This is a genomic window from Desulfobacula sp. (assembly GCF_030611305.1).
Classification (GTDB): Bacteria; Desulfobacterota; Desulfobacteria; order Desulfobacterales; family Desulfobacteraceae; genus Desulfobacula.
In genome coordinates this window covers 53201-78093 of the sequence record NZ_JAUWQB010000004.1, presented here as the reverse complement: position 1 = coordinate 78093, position 24893 = coordinate 53201, and the positions used below count along the sequence as shown (strand labels likewise).

Sequence of the window (24893 nt, the reverse complement as noted above, 5' to 3'; positions counted from 1 at the left end):
CATGTATTGATATATTTGTCAAGATAAATTTGAGTAGTCGTGTGCCTACAGGTTTTGAACTCAGATTCGATACTCGGCCTGATTTTATTGGATATTTTTACAAAAATCGGTAAAAATGAACCTACAACTGTCGAACACGAGGTAACATTTGGTTTGCAAAAACTTTTCATTCAGGCATAAGGGAAATATCCAAAATCAAACGGGCCGGGCTTCCATTCAATTTTATTGAAGAAAGCAGGTTTTAAAAAAGCAACCGATCACTCGATTTTTTACGGCATAGAAATTAAACACCATCTAAAACTGTTGCAACAGACCTTTTATAACCTGGCTCAAATTGTATGTTCAACACTTTCAGCACCATAATATAACTCAATATAATGCACAAAATATATTGAGTTATAATGTTTTGTGTGCTTGAAAGCATTAATTTCGGTTTCAAGTTATACTAAAAACTCAATAGAAAATATTAAATACGTTTTCCATTTATAGTAAGAGCTTAGATAACTTTCTTTTTCATAGCCAAGATGGAAGATACTGCTATATTTGAAGCTGTAACCTGTGGCATTTGCTTTTTCCTTTAAAAAAAACTCTTGTTTTTATTATTATCGGCACTTTTCCAACAACTTAAAAGAATAACTACAAAAATTTGGGATATATAACGTATACAAGTCTATTTTATGCCAAGATGATGTATATTTATTGGAACTTGCGCCGGATTTAAAAACATTAGACAGGTATTAATACAGGGGGAGGATGCTTTTCGTCAAGAAAAGTATGAAAAAGGTGCTCTGGTGTGATTATGCTACTGAAACAGTATAATCAAGTTTTTCTCTTCTCAACATGTCTTGGAATGCAAGCCGGAGCCACAATTTTTCTGGTTCTCCTATTTGAATCGCAATCTTACACACCCTTTTTGGAGAAGGAATCCGCCGACCCTTTTCGATATCACAAAGACTTTGTGGGGATATTCCCAACATCATGGCAAAATCTTTTTGTGAAATCTCTTCACACTTTCTATAGGATTCAAGGGATCGCCCGAAGGTAAGCTTGCCAAAATCCCTTTCCATTTCTTTTGTGCCATATTTTTCAGTATTCATGTTTGTTCACCTCTATGACTTCAATTATTATTTTATTTTTATGTTCGATATAAAAAGCCCTGTAAGCCTTTGATAGTCTAATTGACCTTTGGTCTTTTCTATCGCCTGTAATGGTTCATCATGATAGCCGGGTATTTTCCTAATTTCTTCAATTCCAAATTCTTCAACGTCTTCAGCCCATCTTTGAAGCTTTGTCAAAATATAATTTGGAAGATTTTTTATTTGTTTTTGAGCTTTTCTATTTAAGATTATTTTATTCATGTTTCTTTATACGTCAAAATGGCGTATGAATCAAGAGAAATTAAAGTATATGAGCCAGAAGCATCATCAGAAGCCATTATTCCGCATTAAACGATATAATATAAAAAACACGGCCCGCACTTAACTGCAAAAAACCCGCTCTATCGCCCAAATTCCCAATCCTGACATCTTTTTACCCTGTTTGATTTTGGACATCTGAAATGGGACATGGGAATAGAATAATTGTCCATTTTTCAGAAACAGCAAATGTCATTTAGTTTTACTTTTTTGATAATACTTTTATAAAACATCTATACTTTTAAATCAGTGCGATAAAATTTTTTATTTTTTTATAGGAGATTTGGATCATGCCAATAACAGACAATAAAAATTATTCTTTTTCGTTCAGTATGATAGACATTAAAAATATTGATCCTTCACCCTATCAACACCGCAAATACTTTGATGAAGAAAGTTTAAGAGAACTTGGCGCAAGTATTTTACTTGATGGATTGATTGAACCCATTATCCTTCGCCCGCAAAAAAATGGAAGGTTTCAGCTGATTGCAGGAGAACGAAGATTCAGAGCAATTAAAGCGTATACGAACATGACGATGATCCAGGCAAAGATCGCAGATGTAGACGATCTTCAGGCAAGAAGAATAAGTGCTGCAGAAAACCTTTTAAGAGAAGATTTGTCCGCCATTGAATCCATTGAAGCAACCATTGAAATCATTGATGTGGAAATGGGCAAAGAGCCTGAGTATTTGACGGTAGGCAAAACACCCCTTGAAAGGGTACATAAATTGCTGTCAAAGTTAGATTCCATAAGGCGGAGCAAGGAACGGGGGTCTGTTGTTTTAGATGCTGAAAAGGACCTGTCCCATAAATTTATGGGACAGGTAGAGTCTATTTTTAAAAACCTGCCGAAACCCTTGGAATGGCGGTCTTTTCTGAACAATGATCTGATTTTATTAACCGACATTCCCTCAATAGTTCAAACCGCCTCTGTAAAACACGGCCTGAACAAAGCGAAGATATAAAAAGCATATCTGGACCAAAGCGCTTGCAAGACTTGAACAGGTATCTGACAAGGTTTTTCACGATGTCACCCAAAAAGGTTCTATCCCATTGAAAGATCAGAATAATAATCTTTTGCTAACACCAGCACTAAATGAATTCAGCGCAAGAGAAATCCAGACGTTTGCAGAAGACCTGGAAAAAACAAACCAAAAAAATGATCAGAAAAAAGACACGCTTCAGCAGGAATTTTCCACACAGATTAAGGTCGCAGTGATGACCCGCCTGGGTATCCCGCATGTTCGTATCGCCCAAAGGTTAAATATCCACAGAAAAACCATTTCAAAATATGCCCAGAAAAACCAGGAGCTTTTTAACAAAATTCATCAGGAGTTTAAAAGCGGAACCTCTATCCCTGATATGGCTCAAAAATATAATGCCCCACAGCCTCTGGTATGGTCTGTGATTCTTGAAGAGAAAACAGACCAGGAACGTTTTAAGTGTTTAAACTGGGGATTGCGGGCATGGGATAACTGGTATTTCAATGATGTGGATCACAGGTTTGGCGATCCCTGGCCCGGAAGAATCCCGGCCCAGTTAGTTGCTCATACTCTGTTTTACTTTACAAAACAAAACGATCTTGTGCTGGACCCCATGGCCGGCGGCGGCGTTGTTGCGGACACCTGTCTTGCCTTTAACAGACAATGCTTGTCTTTTGATCTTTTAGACCGGGTTAAAACAAGGCCTGAGATAGAACCTTTTTTATGGGACCCTGAAAACCTGGCCTGGCCGCTTCCTTCAGGTAAAAAACCAGACCTGATCTTTTTTGATCCCCCTTATTTTAAAAAGATGGCAGCCCATTACATGAAAGGCAGTATTTCAGATTTTTCCAAGCCCCAATATTTAAGTTTTTTTAGAAATATTTTCAGTCTCATGAGAGAACAGTCAAAACCCACCACCCTTATGGCATTTCTCAATGCAGACTTCAGGGATTTCCAGGGGATTCCGGCCGTTAATGAAAACCCGGATAACGCCATCTTGATGTTTACCTATGCAAAATTGCTTGAAACCTGCGGATGGAAAATCACGCATTTAATGGACTGTCCCCTGTCAACGGAAAGATTTACCGGAAACATGGTAAACAGAATGCATGAAAAAAGAACCCTGGGTATTGTCAGAAGAACCTTGATCATTGGAAAACCGGATATCCTTCACAAACAAGAATTATAAACCATACCGGGAAACACAACTATGAGTCGATCATAATAGCATCATCCAGCTCAGTTCCTGCCAAATCGGCATTCAATTATATGGGCCAAAACCAGCATCGTAAGTCATTCTCCCATATTAAACCCTATATATAATATGTGGTTTCAACAAAAACAATCATGTTCCGCCATTAAAAAAAAGCACTATGCGATCAAATAGGTTGCGGTGCCGGTGGCTATCCGGGTTTCTTTTTCATTATACAGATCTATTTTGGCGACCACGATTCTGGAACCTGCCCGGATGATCCGGCTTTTGCATTTAAATGAGCGGCCTTTTCCCGGTCTCAAATAATCCACGCGCATGTCTATGGTAGCTGAAGATGTCAGTTTTTTCCCAATGATATCAAGGGGCTCACCCTCATGAAATTTTGCACAGGAGATGAATGCGGAAAGTCCCCCGGTTAAATCAATGACAGAGGCTGTCACCCCGCCGTGCAGGATACCAGCGGTTGGATTTCCGATGAGATCTTTTGTCATGTTAAAACTTGTGACGGCTTCACCGGTTTCATAATCAAGAAGATCAATATCAATGCCCAGGACCTTGTTAAACGGAAGCATCTCAAGATAATATGTTTTAATTTTTTCAAGAACAGATTCGATCATGATGATGTATTCCTTATTTTCTTTTCAAAACTCCTAAGGTTTTTGTCATTTCAAGCGCTTCATACCTCCCTGATTCAAGGGCAATTTCATAGACCCGGCACGGGGCCTGTCCTCCTTTTTCCGGGTCCCTGAAAATATCATGAATTACCAGAAACCCATTGGTTTTAATATGGCAGGCCCAGGTCAGGTAATCATTATGGGCTTCCTCAAAAGAATGTCCCCCGTCTATAAACAGCATGGAAACAGGTGTCTTCCACATTTTCCCGGCTGTAGTTGAAGTTGCAACGATAGGCACCACTGTATTTTCAAGGAATGTCCGGCTGATTGTTTCCCGGAAAAAAGGGAATGTATTCACTCTTGAAAGTTTCAGATCAAACAGGTCCGGGTCAAAATATTCTTCACCGGGCTGCTGCTCTTCGGATCCCTTGTGGTGGTCAATGGAAAAGAGAATTGAATCTTTTTCTTTACATGCGGATCCGATAATATAGGCGGATTTGCCGCAATAACTTCCTATTTCAAGAACAGGGCCGTTAACTGCCGCTTTAAGAGCAATGCTGTAAAGCCTTTTGGCTTCATCGTCATCCATAAAGCCCTTGATATTGTCCCATACATCAAAATCAATCTTCATCATAACTTCTGACAAGTACTTCTCTGGGTTTGGAACCGATCTGAGGGCCTACTATCCCTTCGTATTCCATCATTTCAACCAGCCGTGCCGCCCGGTTATAACCAATACGAAGACGCCGCTGCACAAAAGAGATGGATGCCTGCCGGGTCTTGGTGATCAGGGAAACAGCTTCATCATATTTTTCATCATAGTCAGATGCATCAAAGTCTTTGGCATCATCATCACTATTACTGATGGTAATCTCTTCAATATAATCCGGTTTTTTCTGGTCTCTTAAAAATTTTGTAATCCTGGCGATCTCTTTTTCAGAAATATAGGCGCCCTGAATTCTGACAAGCTTTCCTGTCCCGGGCGGGCAGAACAACATATCCCCGTTTCCTAAAAGGCTCTCGGGTCCCCCGCCGTCGAAGATAGTTCTGGCATCAACCTTGGAAGATACCTGGAATGAAATCCTGGTGGGAAAATTGGCCTTAATACTTCCTGTAAGCACGTCAACAGAAGGTCTCTGGGTGGCTACGATCAGATGTATTCCGGCAGCCCTTGCCATCTGGGCCAGTCTGGTCAATGCAAACTCAACGTCTTTTGATGCCACCATCATGAGATCTGCCAGCTCATCCACGATAACAACAATATAGGGAAGTTTTTTAAGCTGCTCTTCATTGGTTTCATCCGGGTTTTCATTCTTTGCGTTATTTTTCGATATCACCAGATTGTTATACTGGACAATATTTCTCAACCCTACCTGCTCCAGCACTTCATACCGCCGTTCCATCTCCCTGACCGCCCAGAAAAGGGCATTGGTTGCCTTTTTCATATCTGTTACCACGGGGGAAATTAAATGGGGAATATCATTATACACGGAAAGCTCAATCCTTTTGGGATCAATCATGATCATTTTAACATCATCGGGTGTGCCTTTGTACAGCAGGCTGATAATCATTGAGTTTAACCCCACACTCTTGCCTGTTCCCGTGGCGCCGGCAATCAACAAATGAGGCATGGAATCCATTTTTGTCACAAGAGGCCTTCCCAGAAGGTCTTTTCCCAGTCCCAGAGTCAACAAGGATGAGGACTGAACAAAATCTTTTGAAACAATCAATTCCCTTAAATTAACGACTTCCCTTTCTTTATTGGGGATCTCAATCCCCACAACATCCCGGCCCGGAATAGGTGCTATAATTCGAATGCTTATGGCACTCAAGGCCAGGGCCAAGTCATTGGACAAACCGGCGATCTTACTGATCTTGATTCCAGATGCCGGCTTATACTCAAAGGTTGTAATCACAGGCCCCGGGAGGATTTCAACCACCTCTCCGAATACGTTGAAATCATTGAGTTTGCTTTCCAGAATTTTGGCTTTTCCTTTCAGCAGGTCTATATCAATATTTTTTTCAACCTTTTTTTGCTCATTCAGGAATGAAATCAGCGGCAGGTTAAATTCAACTTTTTCCCGGATATCAACAAATCCCACATCCGGTTTAAAATCTGAATCATCTTCTTCCAGTTCCACTATGATCGGGTCAAAAATATCTTCAGGGTTTGATAATTCTTCTCTTTCAGGAACCTTTTCAGGAATTTTAATAAGGGTATCTCCCTTAAAGGAGACAGGGGTGATATCAATTTCTTTTTGGGCCCGCTCTCTTTTCTCCTGCCATTTCTTATACTTTTCTTTGAAAAAACCAATAAAGTCCTGAAAATTCTCTTTCATGATTTTTAAAAGTTCAATGGTTTTCTGCCTTAAAAACAGTCCCAGAGATATGACGGATATCCCTGTGGCAAGAATAATGCCGATGGTCAGGAAAAACGTCAGGATAATAATACAGCCAGTGATATTGGTATATTTTAACAAAAAAGAGGTGAACGCGATTCCAATAACACCGCCGGATGAGATAGTTGTGCTCAAAACCAAATAGTCATCTTTAAAAAGAAAAACCATGCCGCCGGTGCAAATCATTAAAAAAAGACCGCCCAGCAGTGTCAGCCAGATTATTTTTAACGACCTTTCCTTTAATAACCAGACACTGATAAAACCCAAGACAACCGGAATCCAAAACGCACCCAACCCGAACAGAAAAATAAAAGAACCGGCAAGGTGGGCGCCTAACAGTCCAAAGGCGTTGTGAATATGATCAGGAATAGTAAAAAAATTGTTTCCCACACAGGGATCTGAGATATGATAGGAAAAAAGGCTGACCGCAGTTAAGACAATAAGGAAAAAAAAGAGTATGCCGTAGAGTTCTTTTTTCATACTTCAATAATTACCGGTACGATTAAGGGCCTGCGGTTTATGGTAAACGCAAAATATTGTTTCAGGGCTTTTTGCAGTTTTTTTCTGATCAGGTCAACCCGGGATTCAATGCCGGCCTCTATCTCTTCTACAATTTCAAGAATAACACACTGGGCATCATCAACCAGGTATCCGGTGGCAGAATCAAAGACAAACCCTTTTGAAATTAATTCCGGCCCGTAAAGGACAACGCCTGTCTCCTCATCAATAACCATAGTGACAACAACAAGCCCGCCTTCAGAAAGTTCCCTTCTCTCCTTTAAAACGCTTCTTCCCACATCACCGATACCTTTACCGTCAACAAGGACTCTACCGGTACGAACACGGCCCTCTATCCTGCCGCCATCCTTATCAAAAGCAATGACCTTGCCATCCTCGGCCACAATGACATTTTCCCTGGCCATCCCCAATTTTTCTGCCAGTCTTGCATGAACGACTAAATGACGATATTCCCCGTGAATAGGAATAAAATATTCGGGTTTGGTCAAATTCAGCATCAATTTAAGCTCTTCCTGGTGGGCATGGCCGGATGTATGGATCTGCGCAATTTTTGAATACACCACATCCGCACCCCTCCGGTACAGCCTGTTGATCATGTTGGCAATGGCTTTTTCATTTCCCGGAATATCTTTGGATGACAAAATCACAGTGTCACCCTTTTTAACCTTAACATGCTTGTGTATTCCCGAGGCCATCCTTACCAGGGCTGACATTGGCTCCCCCTGGCTCCCGGTGGTGATAATAATAAGTTCGTCTTCCCTGCATTTACCCATCTGTTTTATATCCAGAATAGTATTGGGAGGACACTGGATGTGCCCAAGTTCAGTGGCCACAGCAATAATTTGCTCCATACTCCGGCCATTGAAAACAACCTTGCGATGATTACGGACAGCTATATCAATCACCTGTTGTGTCCTGAATACATTTGATGCGAACAGGGCAACAATCACCCTGCCATCGGCAGCAGCAATCTGTTTCTCAAGATTTTTTGCCACTTCCTGTTCAGACATTGTATACCCTTTGACTTCTACATTGGTGGAATCCGACAGCAGTGCCAGAACACCTTTTTCACCAAATCTTGCAAAACTTGATATGTCCGTATTCTTCATCTCGTCTGCATTGTGACTGATTCTAAAATCACCGGTATGAATAATCACACCTTCAGGGGTTTTTATGGCAAGTCCGACACCGTCAATTGTACTGTGGCTGACGCGGATAAATTCTATTTCAAAGGGATCTATTGAAAGGGTTTCCCCTGGATTGACCAGGTTTAAATCAATATATTTATTGAGGTCGAATTCAACAAGTTTATTTCTGATAATCTTCAAGGTAAAGGCCGTGCCATATACAGGGAGTCTGATTTCTTTTAACAGGTAAGGCAAAGCCCCGATATGATCTTCATGGGCATGGGTGAGGATGACTGCCTGAATTTTGTCACGGTTTTCCCTGATATAATCCATTACCGGGATCACAATATCCACACCCAGCATATATTCTTCAGGAAACATAAGTCCCGCATCAATGATGAACATGACATCATTATATTCAACCACCATCATGTTAAGACCGATTTCGCCAAGCCCGCCGAGAGGAATAATTTTAAGCATTTGAGTACCCCGGAATATGATTAAATGCGAATATCAAGTTTTTCAAGAATTGCATCCGCCTGGTCGATGAGCCAGTCACGCTGCTCCCTTGTTGCATAATCCATGCAATCGCATTTTATATTTTTTTTAATTCTTACAAGAAACTCACAAGACAAATAGGTTTCTTCCGCCATCAAGGCAAAGACATGGGGATAACACCCTTCATGATTTTTTTGAATGGGTGTTAACAATTCCTTGTCCAGTTCAAGCCAATAAATTCCATCAAGGGGAGAGGATTTCAGATATTTATCCAGATAAGCCTTTAATTTACGATAATCTTCAAGCCCCAACCCATCTATTAAATACTGTTTCATAACGAATCTAATTAACATACATCTATTGCGATATGCAAGGGTATTGATCATAAATTAAGGGGTCAGGCAGAAGAAAACCGTCGTTTGCTCAAGGCCAGAAAATTGCCTCCAACAACGAGTAACAAGCCCAGAACTGCTGAGAAATTCCATGAATACCCTTCAAAAAAAGATGAAAGGATCAATGCCACCAACGGAACCAGCATAATAGCATAAGACGCCTTGTCTGCTCCTATGGCTCCGATGAGTGTCAGATAACTTCCAAACGCAATGATTGATCCGAAGACGGACAAATACAACAAAGAGCTGATATAAGGAATGGAGACCGTAAAAGAAAACTCTTTGCCTAAAATTAAGGCTATCAATGCCAGCAGGATGGTCCCATATCCCATTCCAAATGCGTTTGCCTGGATTACCGGGATATTGTTCCTGGTGTTCCTGGCTGATGTAATATTACCGAATGAGGCAAGAAGAACACTTATAAAGCCGATAGAAAGCCCAAAAACCCCTTTATCGGATAGATCAAAGGCTTCTATTTCAGGCATAAAAATCATGACAATTCCGATGATACCAAAGACTGCACCGATAATCATTTTTCTCTCTACTGCGGCACCAAGAAAAATAGATCCGTTGGCAATATTCATAAACACAATCGAAGAAAATATAACCGCCACAAGGCCGCTTGTCAGATATAACTCCGCTACATAGACAAGCCAGTAGTTAACAGAGAACAACAAAACTCCCAAAAGAGCCATAAACAAATGTTCTTTCAGGGAAAACTTAAGATTCAGCCCTTTCACATAACAAAAAAGCATCAACAGCGCTGCTGCAAGTCCGAACCTGTAAATAACGGATACCATAGGGTCAACAGAGCCCAGTTGATATTTAATGGCAAGCCAGGTTGATCCCCATACTAGAACCGTAATGATATAGAGTATAATATTTCTCATTTTACTTTTTATTTCTATTTGTTCTTCTCATCCCCTTATGTACCCACCGTTAATCCTAATTTAATAAGAAAATAGATTAAAGGAATAAAAATCGCCGGGAGCATATTCCCCACTCTAAGTTTCTTTTCCCTTATCATATTCAGTCCAATTGCCATAATCAAAAGACCCCCGGTTGCAGACATCTGGCTGATAACGGCCGGGATCAGCAACGGTTTGAGAAGTCCTGCCATCAAGGTAATGGAACCTTGATACAACAATACCGGAACTATAGAAAAAAGCACACCGATGCCTAAGGAAGAACTTAAAATAATACTGACAATACCATCAAGAGTTGCTTTGGCAAATAAGGTAGTATGGTTTCCGGTAAGACCGCTTTCAGTGACCCCACAATGGCCATGGAACCCACACAATACATTAATGAGGCAGTGACAAATCCTGTTGAAAAACTGGAGGATGTTTTTGAAAATTTCGTCTGAAGATAATTTCCCATCCTTTCAAGATAGTTTTCAATGCCAATCACTTCTCCAATTAGAGACCCCATGGCAAGACTGATAATAATAACCAAAAGATCATCACACCCAAGAGCATTTTTCATGCCAATCAAGATAACAGCCAGACCAATAGCCTGCATTATCGTCTGGTTATATTTTTCCGGGATTCCGTTTCTAAACAGGATTCCGACAAGGCTGCCTGCAATAATCGTCAGGCAATTTACAATTGTTCCCAGCACAAGTTTTCCCCAAGTCTCAGGTTCTAAAAAAAAGAGTCTTTAATATAATCAATCCCGTTTTTAAACAGTTTGATGCCAATGGTCATCTCCTGATCAAGGATTTTGCCCTCTCTCTTAAGAAGTTGAGCCTTACGTGTCCAGTCCGGATGATTTGTAAAATGATTATAGGCCTCGGGATGTGGCATCAACCCAAAAATTCTTCCCGTGGGGTCACAGATACCTGCGATATCCTCCATGGAACCGTTTGGATTTAATGGGAAGGCCCCCTTTGCCGGTATCCCTTGGATGTCGGCATACTTAAACACCACCTGGTTGTTGGCCAAAAGGGTATCAACCACTTCCCGGTCTGCAATAAATTTTCCCTCTCCATGACGAACCGGATAATCAGCCATTTGAATATCCTTTGTAAACACACAGGGGCTTTGAAGATTTGCAGTCAGATGGACCCATTGATCCCTGAAATTCCCACAGTCATTGAATGTAACGGAAACAGTTCTCTTTGTATAATCATTATCCAGCCCGGGTAACAACCCTAAATTAACCAGAGCCTGGAATCCGTTACAGATACCGATGATAAGCTTCCCCTGAGCCACAAAGGATAAGAGATCGCTGCCGATATGATCTTTAAGCTTTAATGCCTGAATCACGCCGGCACCATGATCATCCCCCCATGAAAAGCCCCCGCCAAAGGCAAGGATATGAAAATCTTCCAGTTTAATTTTCCCGGACACCAATGCATTTATATGTATTTTTTGGGACTTAGCACCGGCAAGCTCAAAGGCATGAGCTGTTTCATTATCACAATTTAATCCAAACCCTGTTAATATCAGTGCGTTAACCTTTTTCATATCATGTCTCCAAAGGTTTTATTGAATGCTTTCTCAAGTTCTTCCATTGAAAGCTCTATCAATATTTCCTTGTTCAAGGCTAAAATTTTCAAATGATCATGCAGATCTGTCACGAAACCTACGCAACTTGCTGCCATCCCTTTGAATAATTTTTCAAAAAAGTTTTTATTTTCCGGGGAAACCGTAACAATAAACCTGCCGGCGGATTCTGAAAACAAAAGAGTTTCACTTAATAGGCTGCCACGACTTTCATTCATTGGAAGATCTTTTAAATTGATTTCAAGACCAAGGCCACCGGCCATGGCCATGTAAGATAGATGGACTCCAAGACCGCCCCTTCCAACAGCATGGCAGGATGCCACAAGTTCATTTTCAATGGCGGTCTGAACTGCCTTATACACCACTTTAAATTTATCAAAATCAACATGAGGAACATTTAAGCCCGTCTTATCAAACGCCTCATAATATTCTGATGCCCCAAGTTCATTGGTGGTGACACCTAATACATAAACAAGGTCCCCCGAAACCTTCGGGTCCATGGTCACACATTTTGAGATATCATCAATAACAGATGTCGCTGAAAACTGAACGGTTTCAAGCGCTGAAACCTTAACTCTTTCGCCAAACTCACCCACAAGATGACCGTCCACATACATGCTGTCCTTGCCGGATAACAGAGGAATCTCATATTTTTCACAAGCCTCTTTCAAAGCCCGGCATGCACGAACAAGCTGGGCTGCCTTAAATGTTCCATCCGGATTTTTCTTGGGATCAAACCCGATATTGGGCCAGCAAAAATTGTCAAGGCCGCCAATATGATTAAAATTGCCGCCTACAGCCATCACTCTTCTTACAGCTTCGTCAATGGTGCAGGCCATCATATGATAGGCATCTATTTTTGAGTACCAGGGCAAAAGGCTTTGTGAAAAAGCAAGGCCTTTGGAGGATGTAAGAACCGGCCGTGTCACAGAGGCATCAGACGGGATATTGTGCTTGACACCCACCAGGGGTTTTATCACGGAACCGCCCTGAACCTCATGATCATACTGCCGGATAATCCATTCTTTTGAGCTAAGATTGGGCCGCTCAAGCATGCTGAGCAACAATTTATTAAAATCGGATGGCGAACTGATAACCGGTTCTGTCAGTCCGCGGGTTTCAGGCGAAAGCCAGGTTGCATCAAATTCCCAGGAGGGAAATCCCTTGTCTAAAAGATCCATATCCACATAAGCACAGGTTTCATCCTCATATTTGATATGCAGCTTGCCCGTATCCGTATATTCTCCGATCACAGTACTTTCAACTTCGTGCTCTGCCGAGAGTTCCATAAACCTGTCCAGATTTTCAGGCTTAACGGCAATAGTCATGCGTTCCTGGGACTCTGAAATCCAGATCTCCCACATATCAAGCCCTTCATATTTTAACGGCACTCTATCCAGAAAGACCACACACCCGTTGGAGATCATGGCGGATTCACCAATGGATGAGGACAGACCGCCTCCGCCATTATCAGTGATAAACGGAATCAAACCTTCATCACGGCAGATTAAGAGAAAGTCATGCATTTTTTTCTGTGTATAGGGATCACCGATCTGGACATGACCTGCAGGTGTATTCTCCGAATAACTTTCCGAAGAGGCGGTTACGCCATGAATGCCGTCTTTTCCAACCCGTCCGCCGCTCATGATAATAAGTTCTCCGGGGGATGTTTTCTTTTCATGGCTGGGTTTTCCCTTGACCTGGTTGGGCATTATTCCAAGAGCTGTAACAAACACAAGGCTCTTGCCCATGTATCCGGGATTGAACAATGTCTGACCAAAGGTAGTGGGAACACCGCTTTTATTCCCCCCGTCCTTTACACCTTCTATTACGCCGTCAAGAAGTCGTCTGGGGTGAAGCGGCGGTTTTAACGGGCCATTATAATTTATGTCTCCCACACAATACCCGAAACTGCCCATGAACAGTTTGGATCCAAGTCCCGTTCCCATGGGATCACGGTAAACTCCTACAATACCTGTTATCGCACCGCCATAGGCTTCCATATTAGAGGGTGAGTTATGGGTTTCTCCGGTGACCACATAGTTATTTTCACCATCAAACCTGCCAACTCCTGCATTATCCCACAATACAGAGACTACCCAGTCTTTTTTGTCTTTGAGCTTTAAGGTTGGCTCCTGAATATAGGTTTTAAACAGGCTGTTTTCGACCACTTCTTCATTGTTCGAAGCATCCTTGTACCTGAAAATTCCCTGGAAGGTATTATGATTGCAGTGATCGCTTCTGGCCTGGGAAATGTATTCCAGTTCCAGATCAGTCGGTTCGGAAAGACCCACTTTTTTTCTGGATTCAATTACTTTCGAATCCAGAAAATAATCTCGAATCACTGGGATATCCCTTGGATTCAATGCCAGGCTTCTCTCATCTGAAATTTTCGCAAGCTGTTCATCCGACTCAATATTGATGACTTCAAAACAGGGAGTATGATCAAGGATAACCTTGGCAGGTTTAACATCAGCCCCGATATCCTTATTCCATTCATCTATGGAAAAAATTTTGAACTGTTGAATAATAGTGTTTGATAAAAGTTCAGAAGCCAGTTTTTCCACATCTTTACGGACAAGCGTATCACCTTTCAAACAATACCTTTTTGACGTATATATGCCCTCATCAGGCCCAAAGTTTTTCCCCAGATGGTCTGTAACGGCTTCCATTGCCGTTGCACCGGGGTTATCTTTTACCCCCGGTCTGAATCCGATCCAGACACACCAGTGAAAACCAATATTCAGGGGTTTTAAGCTTGAAACCTGGGTCACAGGATTGGTGAGAATCTCGTCTTTTACCACTCCACGCTGCAAATGATCAAGATCTGACTCAATGGTCACGATATTGATGCATCGTGCCTCTTGAATGTTAATCCCAAAATAAGAATCCGCCTTTTTTATCAGGGCGGTGCCTTCAGCATCCCTCAGCTCTTTTTTAAGAGCAATTTCAATACAACAAATCATATTACCCACCATTAAACATTCTTAAGATGTCATTATAAAAAACAAAAACCATGAGTGCCACAAGCACTGCTGCACCAAATTGATTCAATTTTTCGCGCAATTTGTCACTGACAGCTTTGCCTGTAGCCGCTTCAATACCGAAGAATAACAGATGGCCGCCATCTAATACCGGAATCGGAAAAAGATTGATGATACCAAGATTTACGGAAAGCAGTGCAATAAACCAGGCAAAATTCATAATTCCTTCTTTTGCCTGTTCACCCGCTATTTGAGCAATCATCAAAGGACCGCCCAGATTGTTTGCCGAGATACTTCCACTGAGCATTTTCCCAACAGAGAGTATGGTTAACTTTACAAGCCCGTAAGTATCCTTAACAGAATGCCACATAGCCTGAAAAGGGTTAAGGCTTTTGTTAAAAGACTCCCCGGTGCCAACGATACCAATGACATATTTTTCAATTTCTTCGCCAAACAGATTTTTGCCAGGTTTTAAAGCTGGGGAAAGAACAATCCCTTTAAGTCTTGAGTCACGCTCTACAATAATATCCAATTGTTCGCCGTTACCTGCACCAATAATCCGGGCAATATCTTCAAATGATTCAATTTTGTTTTGGTTAATTTCTTTAATCACATCCCCCGGTTTTATTCCGGCTGTTAAGGCTGGGGTATCTTCCATGACTTTACCCACAATCGGTTTAGCCAGATAAATTCCTGAAAACTGGTAAAGAACATAAAAAATAAGAATGGTAAGAAGAAAATTAAACAAAGGGCCTGCTGCAACGACGATACTTTTCTGCAACAATGATTTATGGGTAAAAGAAAGCTTGATATCTTCAGGATCAATGGTAGTTCCCGGTTCTTCTCCCACCATTTTAACATACCCGCCAAGAGGTATGGCAGACAGACAATACTGGGTGCGACCATATTTTTTTTTAAAAATTTTCGGTCCAAACCCGAGGGAAAACACTTCAACTCCCACTCCACATAATCTTGCCACAATAAAGTGTCCAAATTCATGGATAAAAACAAGAACACCAATAACAATTATGAATGCAATAACAGAATGCCCCATAAGACCTCACTTTTATATCAGAGATTGCGCTTTGTCACGTGCCCAACAATCCGCTTCAATAATACCTGAAAGATCGGGATTGTCAATCCGTGTATGAAGTTCCATTGTTCTGGAAATTAGTCTAAAAATATTTAAAAAATCAATGCGTTTTTCAAGGAATGCCTTAACTGCTACCTCATTGGCGGCATTCATGACAGCCGGAAGTGTGCCTTTTTGCTTACAGGCCTCAAATGCAAATAAGAGGGAAGGAAATTTTTGGGTATCCGGCTTTTCAAATGTCAGAGAATGGAGGCTTATAAAATCAGGAAAATCCATCTGCAGGTTGATCCGATCAGGCTCTGATAAGGCATAGGAAATAGCCCCTTTCATATCAGGCTGTCCCATTTGAGCCATGATACTGCCGTCTTTATACCCTACCATGGAATGTACAATACTCTGGGGATGAATAAGCACCTTAATTTCTTCATGGGTGACATCAAACAAATGGACAGCTTCAATGATCTCAAGGCCTTTGTTCATCAAAGTGGCTGAATCTATCGTGATTTTATGTCCCATATTCCAGGTGGGATGATTAAGCGCATCTTTCAGGGTAATATTTTTAAATTCATCAAACGGCTTTTCTCTAAAAGGGCCGCCTGAGGCAGTCAAAAATATTGTTTTCAAATCTTTCTTCCTGTTTCCCTTAAGGCATTGAAAAATTGCACTGTGCTCGCTGTCCACAGGCAGAATTGAAACATTCTTTTCCAATGCTTTGGCCATGATTATTTCGCCGGCCATGACCAGGGTTTCCTTATTGGCAAGGGCGATCTGTTTTTTTGCCTCAATGGCGCAAAGGGCAGGTTTTAATCCTGCTGCGCCCACCATGGCCAGAAGAACCATGTCGCAATCCCCATAAGAGGCTGCTTCATTAAAACCTGCCTCGCCAAACAGAATTTCAGGTCTGCTGCTTCCCTTTAAGGCTCTGGAGAGTTCCAGGGCTTTTTCTTCATCAAACACCGCAACCAGTTCAGGTTTAAATTCATCAATCTGTTTAGAAAAAAAATCTATATTATTCGCGGCTGTCAATGCCTTTACCTGGAAACGATCAGGATGCATCCTGACAATATCCAAAGCACTGGTGCCAATGGAGCCTGTTGAACCTAAAATTGACAAACGTTTCATATGATAAACACCAGGTAGACATACAAAACAGGAATGGCTAAAAGCAATCCGTCTATTCGATCGAGCATCCCACCATGCCCCGGAAGAATCCGGCCTGAATCTTTAATGTTTGATGCCCGTTTCATGGCAGACTCAAACAAATCCCCTATCTGCCCGGCAATGGAAAGCAGGAAAGACGCCGGTATGGTAAGAAATGCCAATGACAGATCATTAAAGAAAAGCCGACAAAAAATGAATCCGATCACCATGGAAGCTGCCACGCCGCCCAACGACCCTTCAATAGTTTTATTGGGACTGATATTAGGAGCAAGCGCTCTTTTTCCAAAAAAGGTACCCGTATAAAATGCACCGGTATCATTCGCGAAAACAACAATCAACAGCCAGATAATCCAAAATGTTCCGCCGTCAAATTCTTTAATAAAAACCAGCAAGGATAAGGAGACCGGGATATAAACAATCCCCAGAACTTGCTTTGCAATAATGTCGAATATGGCATGATTACCGGCAAATCGTGACAATACAAAAATGGATAAGGCCAAAAGGTTCATGGCAAGGATTAAAAATAAAACCTCCCAGGATCCCAGACAGGCACTGATAATCAGTGTCATTGAAACGGTATAGGAGATGATCTTAATGGTATTGGAGATGGATCCTTCATCATTTTGGAAAATGATTCTCAAATATTCCCGGATGGCAAATATGGCAACAACCGAGACCAGTACAGCGAACAATAATGTACTGCCCTTAATGAGAATCCATAAAAGTATGGGGGCAAGTATAAGTGAGGTTATCCATCGTTTGATGTGCTGCATGCCACCTTACCGAACCGTCGGTCCCTTTCCTGATAATTTTTTAAAATTTTAATAAATTCATCTTTGGTAAAATCCGGCCACAAGGTATCACAAATATAAATTTCAGAATATGCGGCCTGCCACAACAGGAAATTACTCAATCTATACTCCCCGCCTGTGCGGATAATCAAATCAGGATCAGGCATTGCTTTTGTGTAAAGGTGGTCTGAAATAAGATCCTGAGTAATATCCCTGGAATCCAAGTTTTTTGATTCTATCTTTTCAACAATCTGCTTAACAGCAGTTGTGATCTCTTCTCGTGAACCATAACTCAATGCGAGATTCAACAGCATTTTGTTGTTGTCTTTTGTCAACTCCATTGTGGCATCAACTTCTTTTTGAACATCCAGAGGGAGCTTGTGCTTCTGGCCGATGATATTGAGACGAATATTATTTTTTAAAAGGTTTTCTCTTTCCGACACAATGAACTTTTTTAAAAGCATCATTAATGCTTTTACTTCGTGTTTCGGTCTTGCCCAGTTTTCCGTGGAAAATGCGTATAATGTAAGCGTACCAATCTCCAGTTCTCTACAGGCAGTCACGACGGAGCGAACGATTTGTGAACCCTGTTCATGTCCTTTGATACGATTCATCATTTTTTTTTTAGCCCATCTGCCGTTGCCATCCATGATAATGGCCACATGGGCTGGAAGTGTTTCAGGATTAAGGGTCACATCTTGTGTTGAGTTAGACTTCAAGAATTTCCTTTTCTTTTTTTGCAAAGATTTCGTCTAACCGCTTAATATATTCATCCGTTTCATTCTGGACCTGCTTTTGAGCCTTAAAGCTGTCATCCTCTGAAATATCCCCTTCCTTTTGAAGTTCCTTTAACATTTCGTTGGAATCTCTCCGGATATTTCGAATGGCCACTTTATAATCTTCACAGATCTTGGAAGCACTTTTTGCAATTTCTTTTCGTCTCTCTTCTGTCAAAGGCGGTATTGATATCCTGATTAATTTACCATCGTTAGAAGGTGTCAGGCCAAGATTGGCTTTCAAAATCGCCTTTTCGACTTCATTTATCACACTGACATCCCATGGTTTTACAGCAATAAGTCTGCTTTCAGGAATGGATACGGTTGCCATTTGCGGCAAAGGTGTCTGAGTCCCGTAGTAATCAACTTTAACACCATCAAGTATTGCCTGGGATGCCCTGCCGGTACGAACTTTTGACAATTCTTTTTCAAAAGCTTTTTCAGATTTACCCATTCTTTCTTTGGTTTCTTGAAGCACTTCATTTATCATAACAATCCATCCTCACTTAATGGTTACTTATTTGTTATAAATTCGAGTACCAATAGCCTGGCCACTTACAGCCTTAAAAATATTATCTTCCTTGTGAAGATCAAACACCTGCAGTGGCAAATCATGTTCCATTGCAAGGGAGATAGCTGTCATGTCCATTACATGAAGTTGTTTTTCAATGACCCTCATATAAGACAATTCATCAAACATGACAGCATCATCATGAACTACCGGATCTTTATCATAAACACCATCAACCTGGGTGACTTTAAAAAGAATCTGAGCACGAGTTTCATGGGCTCTTAACACAGCCGCCGTATCCGTTGTAAAATACGGATTTCCCGTACCTGCTGCAAAAATAACCACCCTACTCTTTTCAAGATGGCGAATGGCTTTTCTGAGGATAAACGGCTCTGCAATCCTGTTCATTTGAATAGCAGACTGAACCCTTGTTGGAACATCACACTTTTCAAGGGCATCACAAAGAGCCAGGCTGTTTATAACCGTGGCCAGCATTCCCATATTATCGGCAGAAGTTCTGTCCATACCGGCAGAACTTCCTGCAACACCCCTGAATATATTTCCACCACCTACAACAATGGAAATCTGTACATTAAGGCGGTAAACTTTTGCAATCTCTGCCGCAACATAATGAATCATTTCCGGGGTGATACCAAAGCCCTGATTTCCCATCAGGGCTTCTCCGCTCAGCTTAATTAAAACCCGTTCAAACTCCGACTCTTTGCTCAAGATTTTATTCTCCTATCTGGAAACGTACAAATCTTTTTATCTGAATATTTTCACCAATTTTACCAATGGTCTCTTTTAATAAATCCGTAATGGTCTTCTGGGGATCTTTTACATACTGCTGGCTCATGAGGCAGATATCTTTGTAAAATTTTTCCACTTTGCCCTCGACAATTTTATCAATAATATTCTCGGGTTTGCCTTGTTCAAGCATTTGTGCCCGAAAAATCTCTTTTTCCTTTTCAACCACTGCCGGATCAACATCTTCAGGATTCAAACCAGCCGGGTTTGTTGCTGCAATATGCATGGCAATATTTTTTACAAAGGCCTTGAAATTTTCTGTCTTGGCAACAAAATCAGACTCACAGTCCACCTCAAGAAGAACACCCAGTTTGGCACCAGTATGGATATAAGAATAAATAATACCCTCAGTGGTTGAACGTCCGGCTCTTTTAGCAGCCTTTGCAAGCCCCTTTTTTCTCAAAAGCACTATTGCTTTTTCCATATCACCTTCTGCTTCGGCAAGGACTCTTTTACAATCCATTATACCTGAGCCTGTTGCCTCACGAAGCTCTTTTACCATTGCTGCGGAAATTTGCACCATTTTATTTTACTCCTTATCTTTGACTTTGTCGCTCTCTTTTGTCTCTTCAACTGGTGTTGTTCTTCTTTTAATCTTTTCAACGACAGGGCCATCAGTACCATCGGAAACAACCTCAATCAACACTTTTTCATCGGAAGAACCTTTGCTTTCTTCTGCACCTTTTTTATCGGATTCAGCCTTTTGTTTTTCATCATAAAGTGCCCTTCCCTCGATGCAGGCATCGGCAATACGGGAAGCAAAAAGACGGATAGCTCTGATGGCATCATCATTTCCAGGAATCACGTAATCAATATCATCAGGATCACAGTTTGTATCAACAACAGCAATAATTGGAATCCCAAGCCTTTTACCCTCTTTCACTGCAATGGTTTCATTCTTAGGATCAATAACAAAAATTGCCCCTGGTAATCTTTTCATATGACTGATACCGCCAATGGCAAACTCCAGCTTGGTTTTTTCTTTGAGCATTTTTGCCTGCTCTTTTTTCGGATAATTTTCAAGGGTTCCATCATTTTCAATTGAATTTAAAAAATGAAACCGGGTGATATTATTCTTAATAGTCTGAAAGTTGGTCAGCATACCGCCGAGCCATCGGTTTTGAACATAAAACCCTTCAGCACGGTTTGCTTCTTCATAGATCGCCTCGGATGCCTGTTTTTTTGTACCGACAAAAAGGACATCCTGACCTTTGGCAGCCACACTTTTGATAAAATCATGGGCCTCTTTGAATAGTTTTACGGTCTGCTGCAGATCAATGATGTAAATTCCGTTTCTTGCTCCAAAGATATACTTTTTCATCTTTGGGTTCCAGCGTTTGGTCTGATGCCCGAAATGCACACCAGCTTCCAAAAGTTCTCTAATTGTAATGTAAGCCATTTGTTCTCCAAATTAATTAATGGTTTTATCCACCATTCAGATCATTCCTGAAATTCGACTTTTCCCAAAGCACCTGATTTTCAAGTCCCTGAATGTGAGTTTTTTACTATCCAACAAAAATCCTAATTTATATATCAAAAAAAAAAGAGTTAATCAATTGATTTTTTAATTAAAACCACCCTGCTATGCCCCGCCAAATCCCTTATGAATTCAATGGATTGATACTGAAGATATTGTTTTGAAATATTTTGAACACCCTCTTTCTGATCAAAGCCCATTTCAAGCAAAATTATTCCACCCGGGACAAGATAGCGATGAGCGCCATCTAAAATGGATCTCAAACAGGCAAGCCCGTCCCTGCCGCCATCAAGAGCAATAATGGGTTCAAACTGCCTTATTTCAGGCTGCAGGTTTTGAATATCCTTGGTCGGAATATAAGGTGGGTTTGAAACAATCAGATCAAATCGTGGAATTGCTTTTAATGATGAAAACCAGTCACCGGCAAAAAAATGAATCTTTTCATTAATTATTTTTGGGGCTATTTTTTCCGCATTTTTTTTTGCAATCGAAAGCGCCATCACAGAAATATCGCTGGCAAAATAGAGATGATCCGGAGCCGCTTTTGCCAAAGAAACAATAATCGCCCCGGAACCTGTCCCCAACTCAAGAACGGTTTTGGATTTTAAGTTGCCTTGACAGGCATTTAATACTTTTAATGCTTCTTCAACAATGGTTTCCGTATCGGGCCGGGGAATCAAAACCTCGCTTGCCACCTTAAAATCAGATTCAAAGAACCCTTTTTCTCCGATGATATATGCTACGGGCTCGTTTTGAATTCTTCTTCTGATTAAAGCTTTAAAATCGGACAGCTCATTTTTTTGAAGGGGACGGTCATGCTGAAGATAAAGATCAAGTCGCTTTATGCCAAGGCTATGGGCAAGCAGCATTTGGGCAGTCAACCTGGGACTGTCAATGGAATGGTCTTTAAAATAGGATTCTGTCCAGACAAGAATCTTAATGATTGTCCAATCATTCAATTTTTTTAGGCAATTTCCTTTAATGCCTGTACCTGGTTATATGTTTTAAGCTCATCAATGATTTCCTGGATATTACCTTCCATAATACTGTCCAGTTTGTAAAGCGTAAGACCGATTCGGTGATCTGTCATTCGCCCTTGGGGAAAATTGTATGTCCTGATCCTGCCGCTTCGGTCACCTGTTCCCACCTGTCCTTTTCTCTCAGCTGCTCTTTTCCCTTCCTCTTCCCTGACTTTGGCGTCAAGGATACGGGACTTAAGAACACCCATGGCTTTGGCCTTGTTTTTATGCTGGGATTTCTCATCCTGACATGTGGCTGTAACACCGGTTGGAATATGGGTAATTCTGACCGCAGAATCTGTTGTATTTACCGATTGCCCGCCAGGTCCGGAAGACCTGAACACATCAATTTTAAGATCAGCAGGATTGATATCAATATCAATATCTTCGGCCTCGGGAAGAACGGCTACGGTAACAGCAGATGTATGAACCCTTCCCTGGGCCTCTGTTTCAGGCACTCGCTGGACACGATGGGTGCCGCTTTCATATTTAAAACTGCTGAATGCGCCCTTCCCGCGCACCAGGAATACAATCTCCTTAAACCCGCCTGAACTGGAGTCATTTTTCTCAACAATCTCCATGGCCCAGTTTTTGGATTCAGTATACCTTGAGTACATTCTAAACAAATCGCCGGTAAAAATACCTGCCTCTTCTCCACCGGTTCCAGCCCGGATCTCAAGGAGAACATTTTTATCATCCCTGGGATCTTTTGGCATCAAAAGGATATTGAGTTGTGATTTTACTGCTTCAATTTTTGAGTCAAGACCCGGAATCTCTTCTCTGGCCATGGCCCGTATTTCAAGGTCATTATCCTTTAAAAGTTCCTTTGCCTCTTTGTGCTCCTCCAAAAGCCCTTCATACTCCCTGAACACCGGAACAATTTTATTGAGTTCCCCATGTTCTATCAGATAGTCCCGATACTTTTTTTGATCGCTGATAACGGCCGGATCACTCAAGAGCTGCTCAAGCTTAATAAATCTTTCTTCAATGCCTTTTAATTTTTTTATCATAATTCAAAAACTCAAAAGGGGCTCTTTTGTTAAGACCCCTTTTTGATTACAAATTACTAAAAAGTGTTAAATAAGTTTTGTCGCGTCAAACCCTGCATATTTCTTTTTGAAACGATCGATTCTTCCGGCAGTGTCAACCAGCTTTTGTTTCCCGGTGAAGAAAGGATGACACTGGGAACAAATTTCCACTTTGATATTCTCTTTTGTTGACCCAACTTCAAATGTCGCACCGCAAGCACAAGAAGCTGTAGATCTTGTGTATTTTGGATGTATCTTTTTTTTCATTTCCCTTAAAACTCCTTACCATGCCATATCTTTGGCAATCATTTAATTCTTAACTTATGAATTCATCAATTCAAGAAACTCTTTATTATCCTTTGTTCCTTTCATTTTTTCAAGTAAAAATTGCATGCTGTCAACAGAATTTAAACTCGACAATAATTTTCGTAAGATCCACACACGGTTCAAAACCATTGGATCAAGCAACAATTCCTCTTTTCTCGTACCTGATTTATTCATATCAATAGCAGGAAAAACTCTTTTGTCAGAAAGCTTTCTATCCAGAACAAGTTCCATATTGCCGGTGCCTTTAAATTCTTCGAATATAACTTCATCCATACGGCTTCCGGTATCAACCAATGCGGTTGCGATAATGGTCAGACTGCCGCCATCTTCGATATTTCTTGCTGCACCGAAAAATCTTTTGGGTCTGTCAAGGGCGTTTGAATCCACACCACCGGAAAGGATTTTGCCGGATGGCGGCATTACAGAATTATATGCCCTTGCAAGCCTTGTAATACTGTCAAGCAAAATCACAACATCCTTGCCCTGCTCAACAATTCTTTTGGCCTTCGCAATGACCATCTCAGCCACCTGAACATGGCGTTCTGACGGTTCATCAAAGGTTGAACTTACAACTTCGGCATCAACATTTCGTGCCATATCGGTCACTTCTTCCGGGCGTTCATCAATCAGAACAATCATTGGAATGATATCTTTATGCGCCTTAACCATACTGTTGGCAATATTTTGCAAAAGCATGGTTTTACCGGCTTTGGGCGGAGACACAATCAAACCGCGCTGACCAAACCCTATGGGTGATACCAAATCTATCACACGCATGGAATAATTATCTGACTCAGCCTCAAGATTCATTTTTTGTTCAGGATAGAGGGGCAACAAATTATCAAAAAGAATGGTTTCTGCAGCAAGCTCCGGATTTTTAAAATTAACGGCTTCCACTTTCAGTAATGCAAAATACCGCTCAGAATCTTTGGGTTTTCGAACCTGACCGGAAATTGTATCACCGGTTCTTAAATTAAACCTTCGGATTTGAGAAGGAGAGACATAGATATCATCGGGGCCGGGAAGATAATTATATCCGGGAGCCCTTAAAAATCCAAAACCATCCGGGAGAATTTCAAGCGTACCTTCACCATAAACCTGCCCAGTCTCCTCAATGTTTGCCTGGAGCAAAGCAAAAATTAAGTCCTGTTTTTTAAGGCCACTGATCCCTTTAACTTTATATTTCTTAGCAAGCTTGGTCAACTCACTAATCTTCATCTCATTTAATTTTACAAGGTTCATTCATTCTCCC

24 protein-coding genes and 1 pseudogene are annotated in these 24893 nt (G+C 41.2%); 2 read left to right on the top strand and 23 right to left on the bottom strand.

Translation table 11 applies throughout. The annotated features are described in order from the left end of the window. Positions 1-797 precede the first annotated feature (797 nt). Complete coding sequence (locus QAI40_RS01585) at positions 798-1097, bottom strand: helix-turn-helix transcriptional regulator (protein WP_304511431.1); 300 nt, start codon at positions 1095-1097, stop codon at positions 798-800. Positions 1098-1124: 27 nt separating this feature from the next. Beyond that, positions 1125-1358 carry a hypothetical protein gene (locus QAI40_RS01580; protein ID WP_304511430.1) on the bottom strand — a complete coding sequence of 78 codons (234 nt, stop codon included), beginning with the start codon at positions 1356-1358 and terminating at the stop codon, positions 1125-1127. 347 nt (positions 1359-1705) lie between these two features. Here QAI40_RS01580 and QAI40_RS01575 point away from each other — a divergent pair, with 347 nt between their 5' ends. Continuing rightward, entirely contained in the window at positions 1706-2380 is a 675-nt protein-coding gene (locus QAI40_RS01575) for a ParB/RepB/Spo0J family partition protein (protein WP_304511429.1), read from the top strand. Between the two features lie 88 nt (positions 2381-2468). Then, positions 2469-3587, top strand: a complete 1119-nt coding sequence (locus QAI40_RS01570) for a DNA methyltransferase (RefSeq protein ID WP_304511428.1) — start codon at positions 2469-2471, stop codon at positions 3585-3587. Between the two features lie 182 nt (positions 3588-3769). On the opposite strand, the gene QAI40_RS01565 is transcribed toward QAI40_RS01570, so the two are convergent. The 21 genes and pseudogenes from QAI40_RS01565 to rho all read right to left on the bottom strand — a co-directional run bounded on the left by QAI40_RS01565 (position 3770) and on the right by rho (position 24883). Next, positions 3770-4228 carry a thioesterase family protein gene (locus QAI40_RS01565; protein WP_299976346.1) on the bottom strand — a complete coding sequence of 153 codons (459 nt, stop codon included), beginning with the start codon at positions 4226-4228 and terminating at the stop codon, positions 3770-3772. A gap of 13 nt (positions 4229-4241) precedes the next feature. Beyond that, positions 4242-4859, bottom strand: a complete 618-nt coding sequence (locus QAI40_RS01560) for a class I SAM-dependent methyltransferase (protein WP_331520612.1) — start codon at positions 4857-4859, stop codon at positions 4242-4244. Next, complete coding sequence (locus tag QAI40_RS01555; protein ID WP_299976349.1) at positions 4846-7104, bottom strand: DNA translocase FtsK; 2259 nt, start codon at positions 7102-7104, stop codon at positions 4846-4848. The genes QAI40_RS01560 and QAI40_RS01555 overlap by 14 nt, the downstream gene beginning before the upstream one ends. Beyond that, positions 7101-8750 (bottom strand): ribonuclease J, encoded by a 1650-nt coding sequence (locus tag QAI40_RS01550; RefSeq protein ID WP_299976352.1) that lies wholly within the window; start codon positions 8748-8750, stop codon positions 7101-7103. The genes QAI40_RS01555 and QAI40_RS01550 overlap by 4 nt, the downstream gene beginning before the upstream one ends. 20 nt (positions 8751-8770) lie before the next feature. Then, entirely contained in the window at positions 8771-9103 is a 333-nt protein-coding gene (locus tag QAI40_RS01545; RefSeq protein WP_299976355.1) for a hypothetical protein, read from the bottom strand. Between the two features lie 62 nt (positions 9104-9165). Then, positions 9166-10050, bottom strand: a complete 885-nt coding sequence (locus QAI40_RS01540) for a DMT family transporter (protein ID WP_299976358.1) — start codon at positions 10048-10050, stop codon at positions 9166-9168. Positions 10051-10085: 35 nt separating this feature from the next. Beyond that, a pseudogene (locus tag QAI40_RS01535) lies at positions 10086-10780 on the bottom strand (DUF554 domain-containing protein). 23 nt (positions 10781-10803) lie between these two features. Further along, positions 10804-11628: a phosphoribosylformylglycinamidine synthase subunit PurQ gene (locus tag QAI40_RS01530; protein ID WP_299976366.1), complete on the bottom strand. Its 825-nt coding sequence runs from the start codon at positions 11626-11628 to the stop codon at positions 10804-10806. Next, entirely contained in the window at positions 11625-14633 is a 3009-nt protein-coding gene (locus QAI40_RS01525) for an AIR synthase-related protein (protein ID WP_299976369.1), read from the bottom strand. The genes QAI40_RS01530 and QAI40_RS01525 overlap by 4 nt, the downstream gene beginning before the upstream one ends. A 1-nt stretch (position 14634) precedes the next feature. Continuing rightward, entirely contained in the window at positions 14635-15705 is a 1071-nt protein-coding gene (rseP, locus tag QAI40_RS01520; RefSeq protein WP_299976372.1) for an RIP metalloprotease RseP, read from the bottom strand. Positions 15706-15717: 12 nt separating this feature from the next. Beyond that, complete coding sequence (locus QAI40_RS01515) at positions 15718-16866, bottom strand: 1-deoxy-D-xylulose-5-phosphate reductoisomerase (RefSeq protein WP_299976375.1); 1149 nt, start codon at positions 16864-16866, stop codon at positions 15718-15720. Continuing rightward, positions 16863-17678, bottom strand: coding sequence for a phosphatidate cytidylyltransferase (locus QAI40_RS01510; RefSeq protein WP_304511427.1), 816 nt, complete (start codon positions 17676-17678; stop codon positions 16863-16865). The genes QAI40_RS01515 and QAI40_RS01510 overlap by 4 nt, the downstream gene beginning before the upstream one ends. Further along, positions 17654-18415 carry an isoprenyl transferase gene (locus QAI40_RS01505; RefSeq protein WP_299976381.1) on the bottom strand — a complete coding sequence of 254 codons (762 nt, stop codon included), beginning with the start codon at positions 18413-18415 and terminating at the stop codon, positions 17654-17656. The genes QAI40_RS01510 and QAI40_RS01505 overlap by 25 nt, the downstream gene beginning before the upstream one ends. After that, a complete protein-coding gene (gene frr, locus QAI40_RS01500) occupies positions 18405-18962 on the bottom strand; it encodes a ribosome recycling factor (RefSeq protein WP_299976384.1) in 558 nt (185 codons plus the stop codon). The genes QAI40_RS01505 and frr overlap by 11 nt, the downstream gene beginning before the upstream one ends. 27 nt (positions 18963-18989) lie before the next feature. Then, positions 18990-19712 carry a UMP kinase gene (gene pyrH, locus QAI40_RS01495; protein WP_299976387.1) on the bottom strand — a complete coding sequence of 241 codons (723 nt, stop codon included), beginning with the start codon at positions 19710-19712 and terminating at the stop codon, positions 18990-18992. A gap of 4 nt (positions 19713-19716) precedes the next feature. Beyond that, a complete protein-coding gene (tsf, locus tag QAI40_RS01490) occupies positions 19717-20313 on the bottom strand; it encodes a translation elongation factor Ts (protein ID WP_291346224.1) in 597 nt (198 codons plus the stop codon). 6 nt (positions 20314-20319) lie between these two features. Beyond that, entirely contained in the window at positions 20320-21189 is an 870-nt protein-coding gene (gene rpsB / locus QAI40_RS01485) for a 30S ribosomal protein S2 (RefSeq protein WP_299976394.1), read from the bottom strand. Between the two features lie 149 nt (positions 21190-21338). After that, positions 21339-22226, bottom strand: a complete 888-nt coding sequence (prmC, locus tag QAI40_RS01480; RefSeq protein WP_299976397.1) for a peptide chain release factor N(5)-glutamine methyltransferase — start codon at positions 22224-22226, stop codon at positions 21339-21341. A gap of 5 nt (positions 22227-22231) precedes the next feature. Then, on the bottom strand, positions 22232-23296 hold the full coding sequence (gene prfA, locus QAI40_RS01475; protein ID WP_299976400.1) for a peptide chain release factor 1: 1065 nt from the start codon (positions 23294-23296) through the stop codon (positions 22232-22234). Between the two features lie 66 nt (positions 23297-23362). Further along, a complete protein-coding gene (rpmE, locus tag QAI40_RS01470; protein WP_291346228.1) occupies positions 23363-23581 on the bottom strand; it encodes a 50S ribosomal protein L31 in 219 nt (72 codons plus the stop codon). A gap of 54 nt (positions 23582-23635) precedes the next feature. Beyond that, a complete protein-coding gene (gene rho, locus QAI40_RS01465; RefSeq protein WP_299976403.1) occupies positions 23636-24883 on the bottom strand; it encodes a transcription termination factor Rho in 1248 nt (415 codons plus the stop codon). Between the last annotated feature and the right edge of the window lie 10 nt (positions 24884-24893).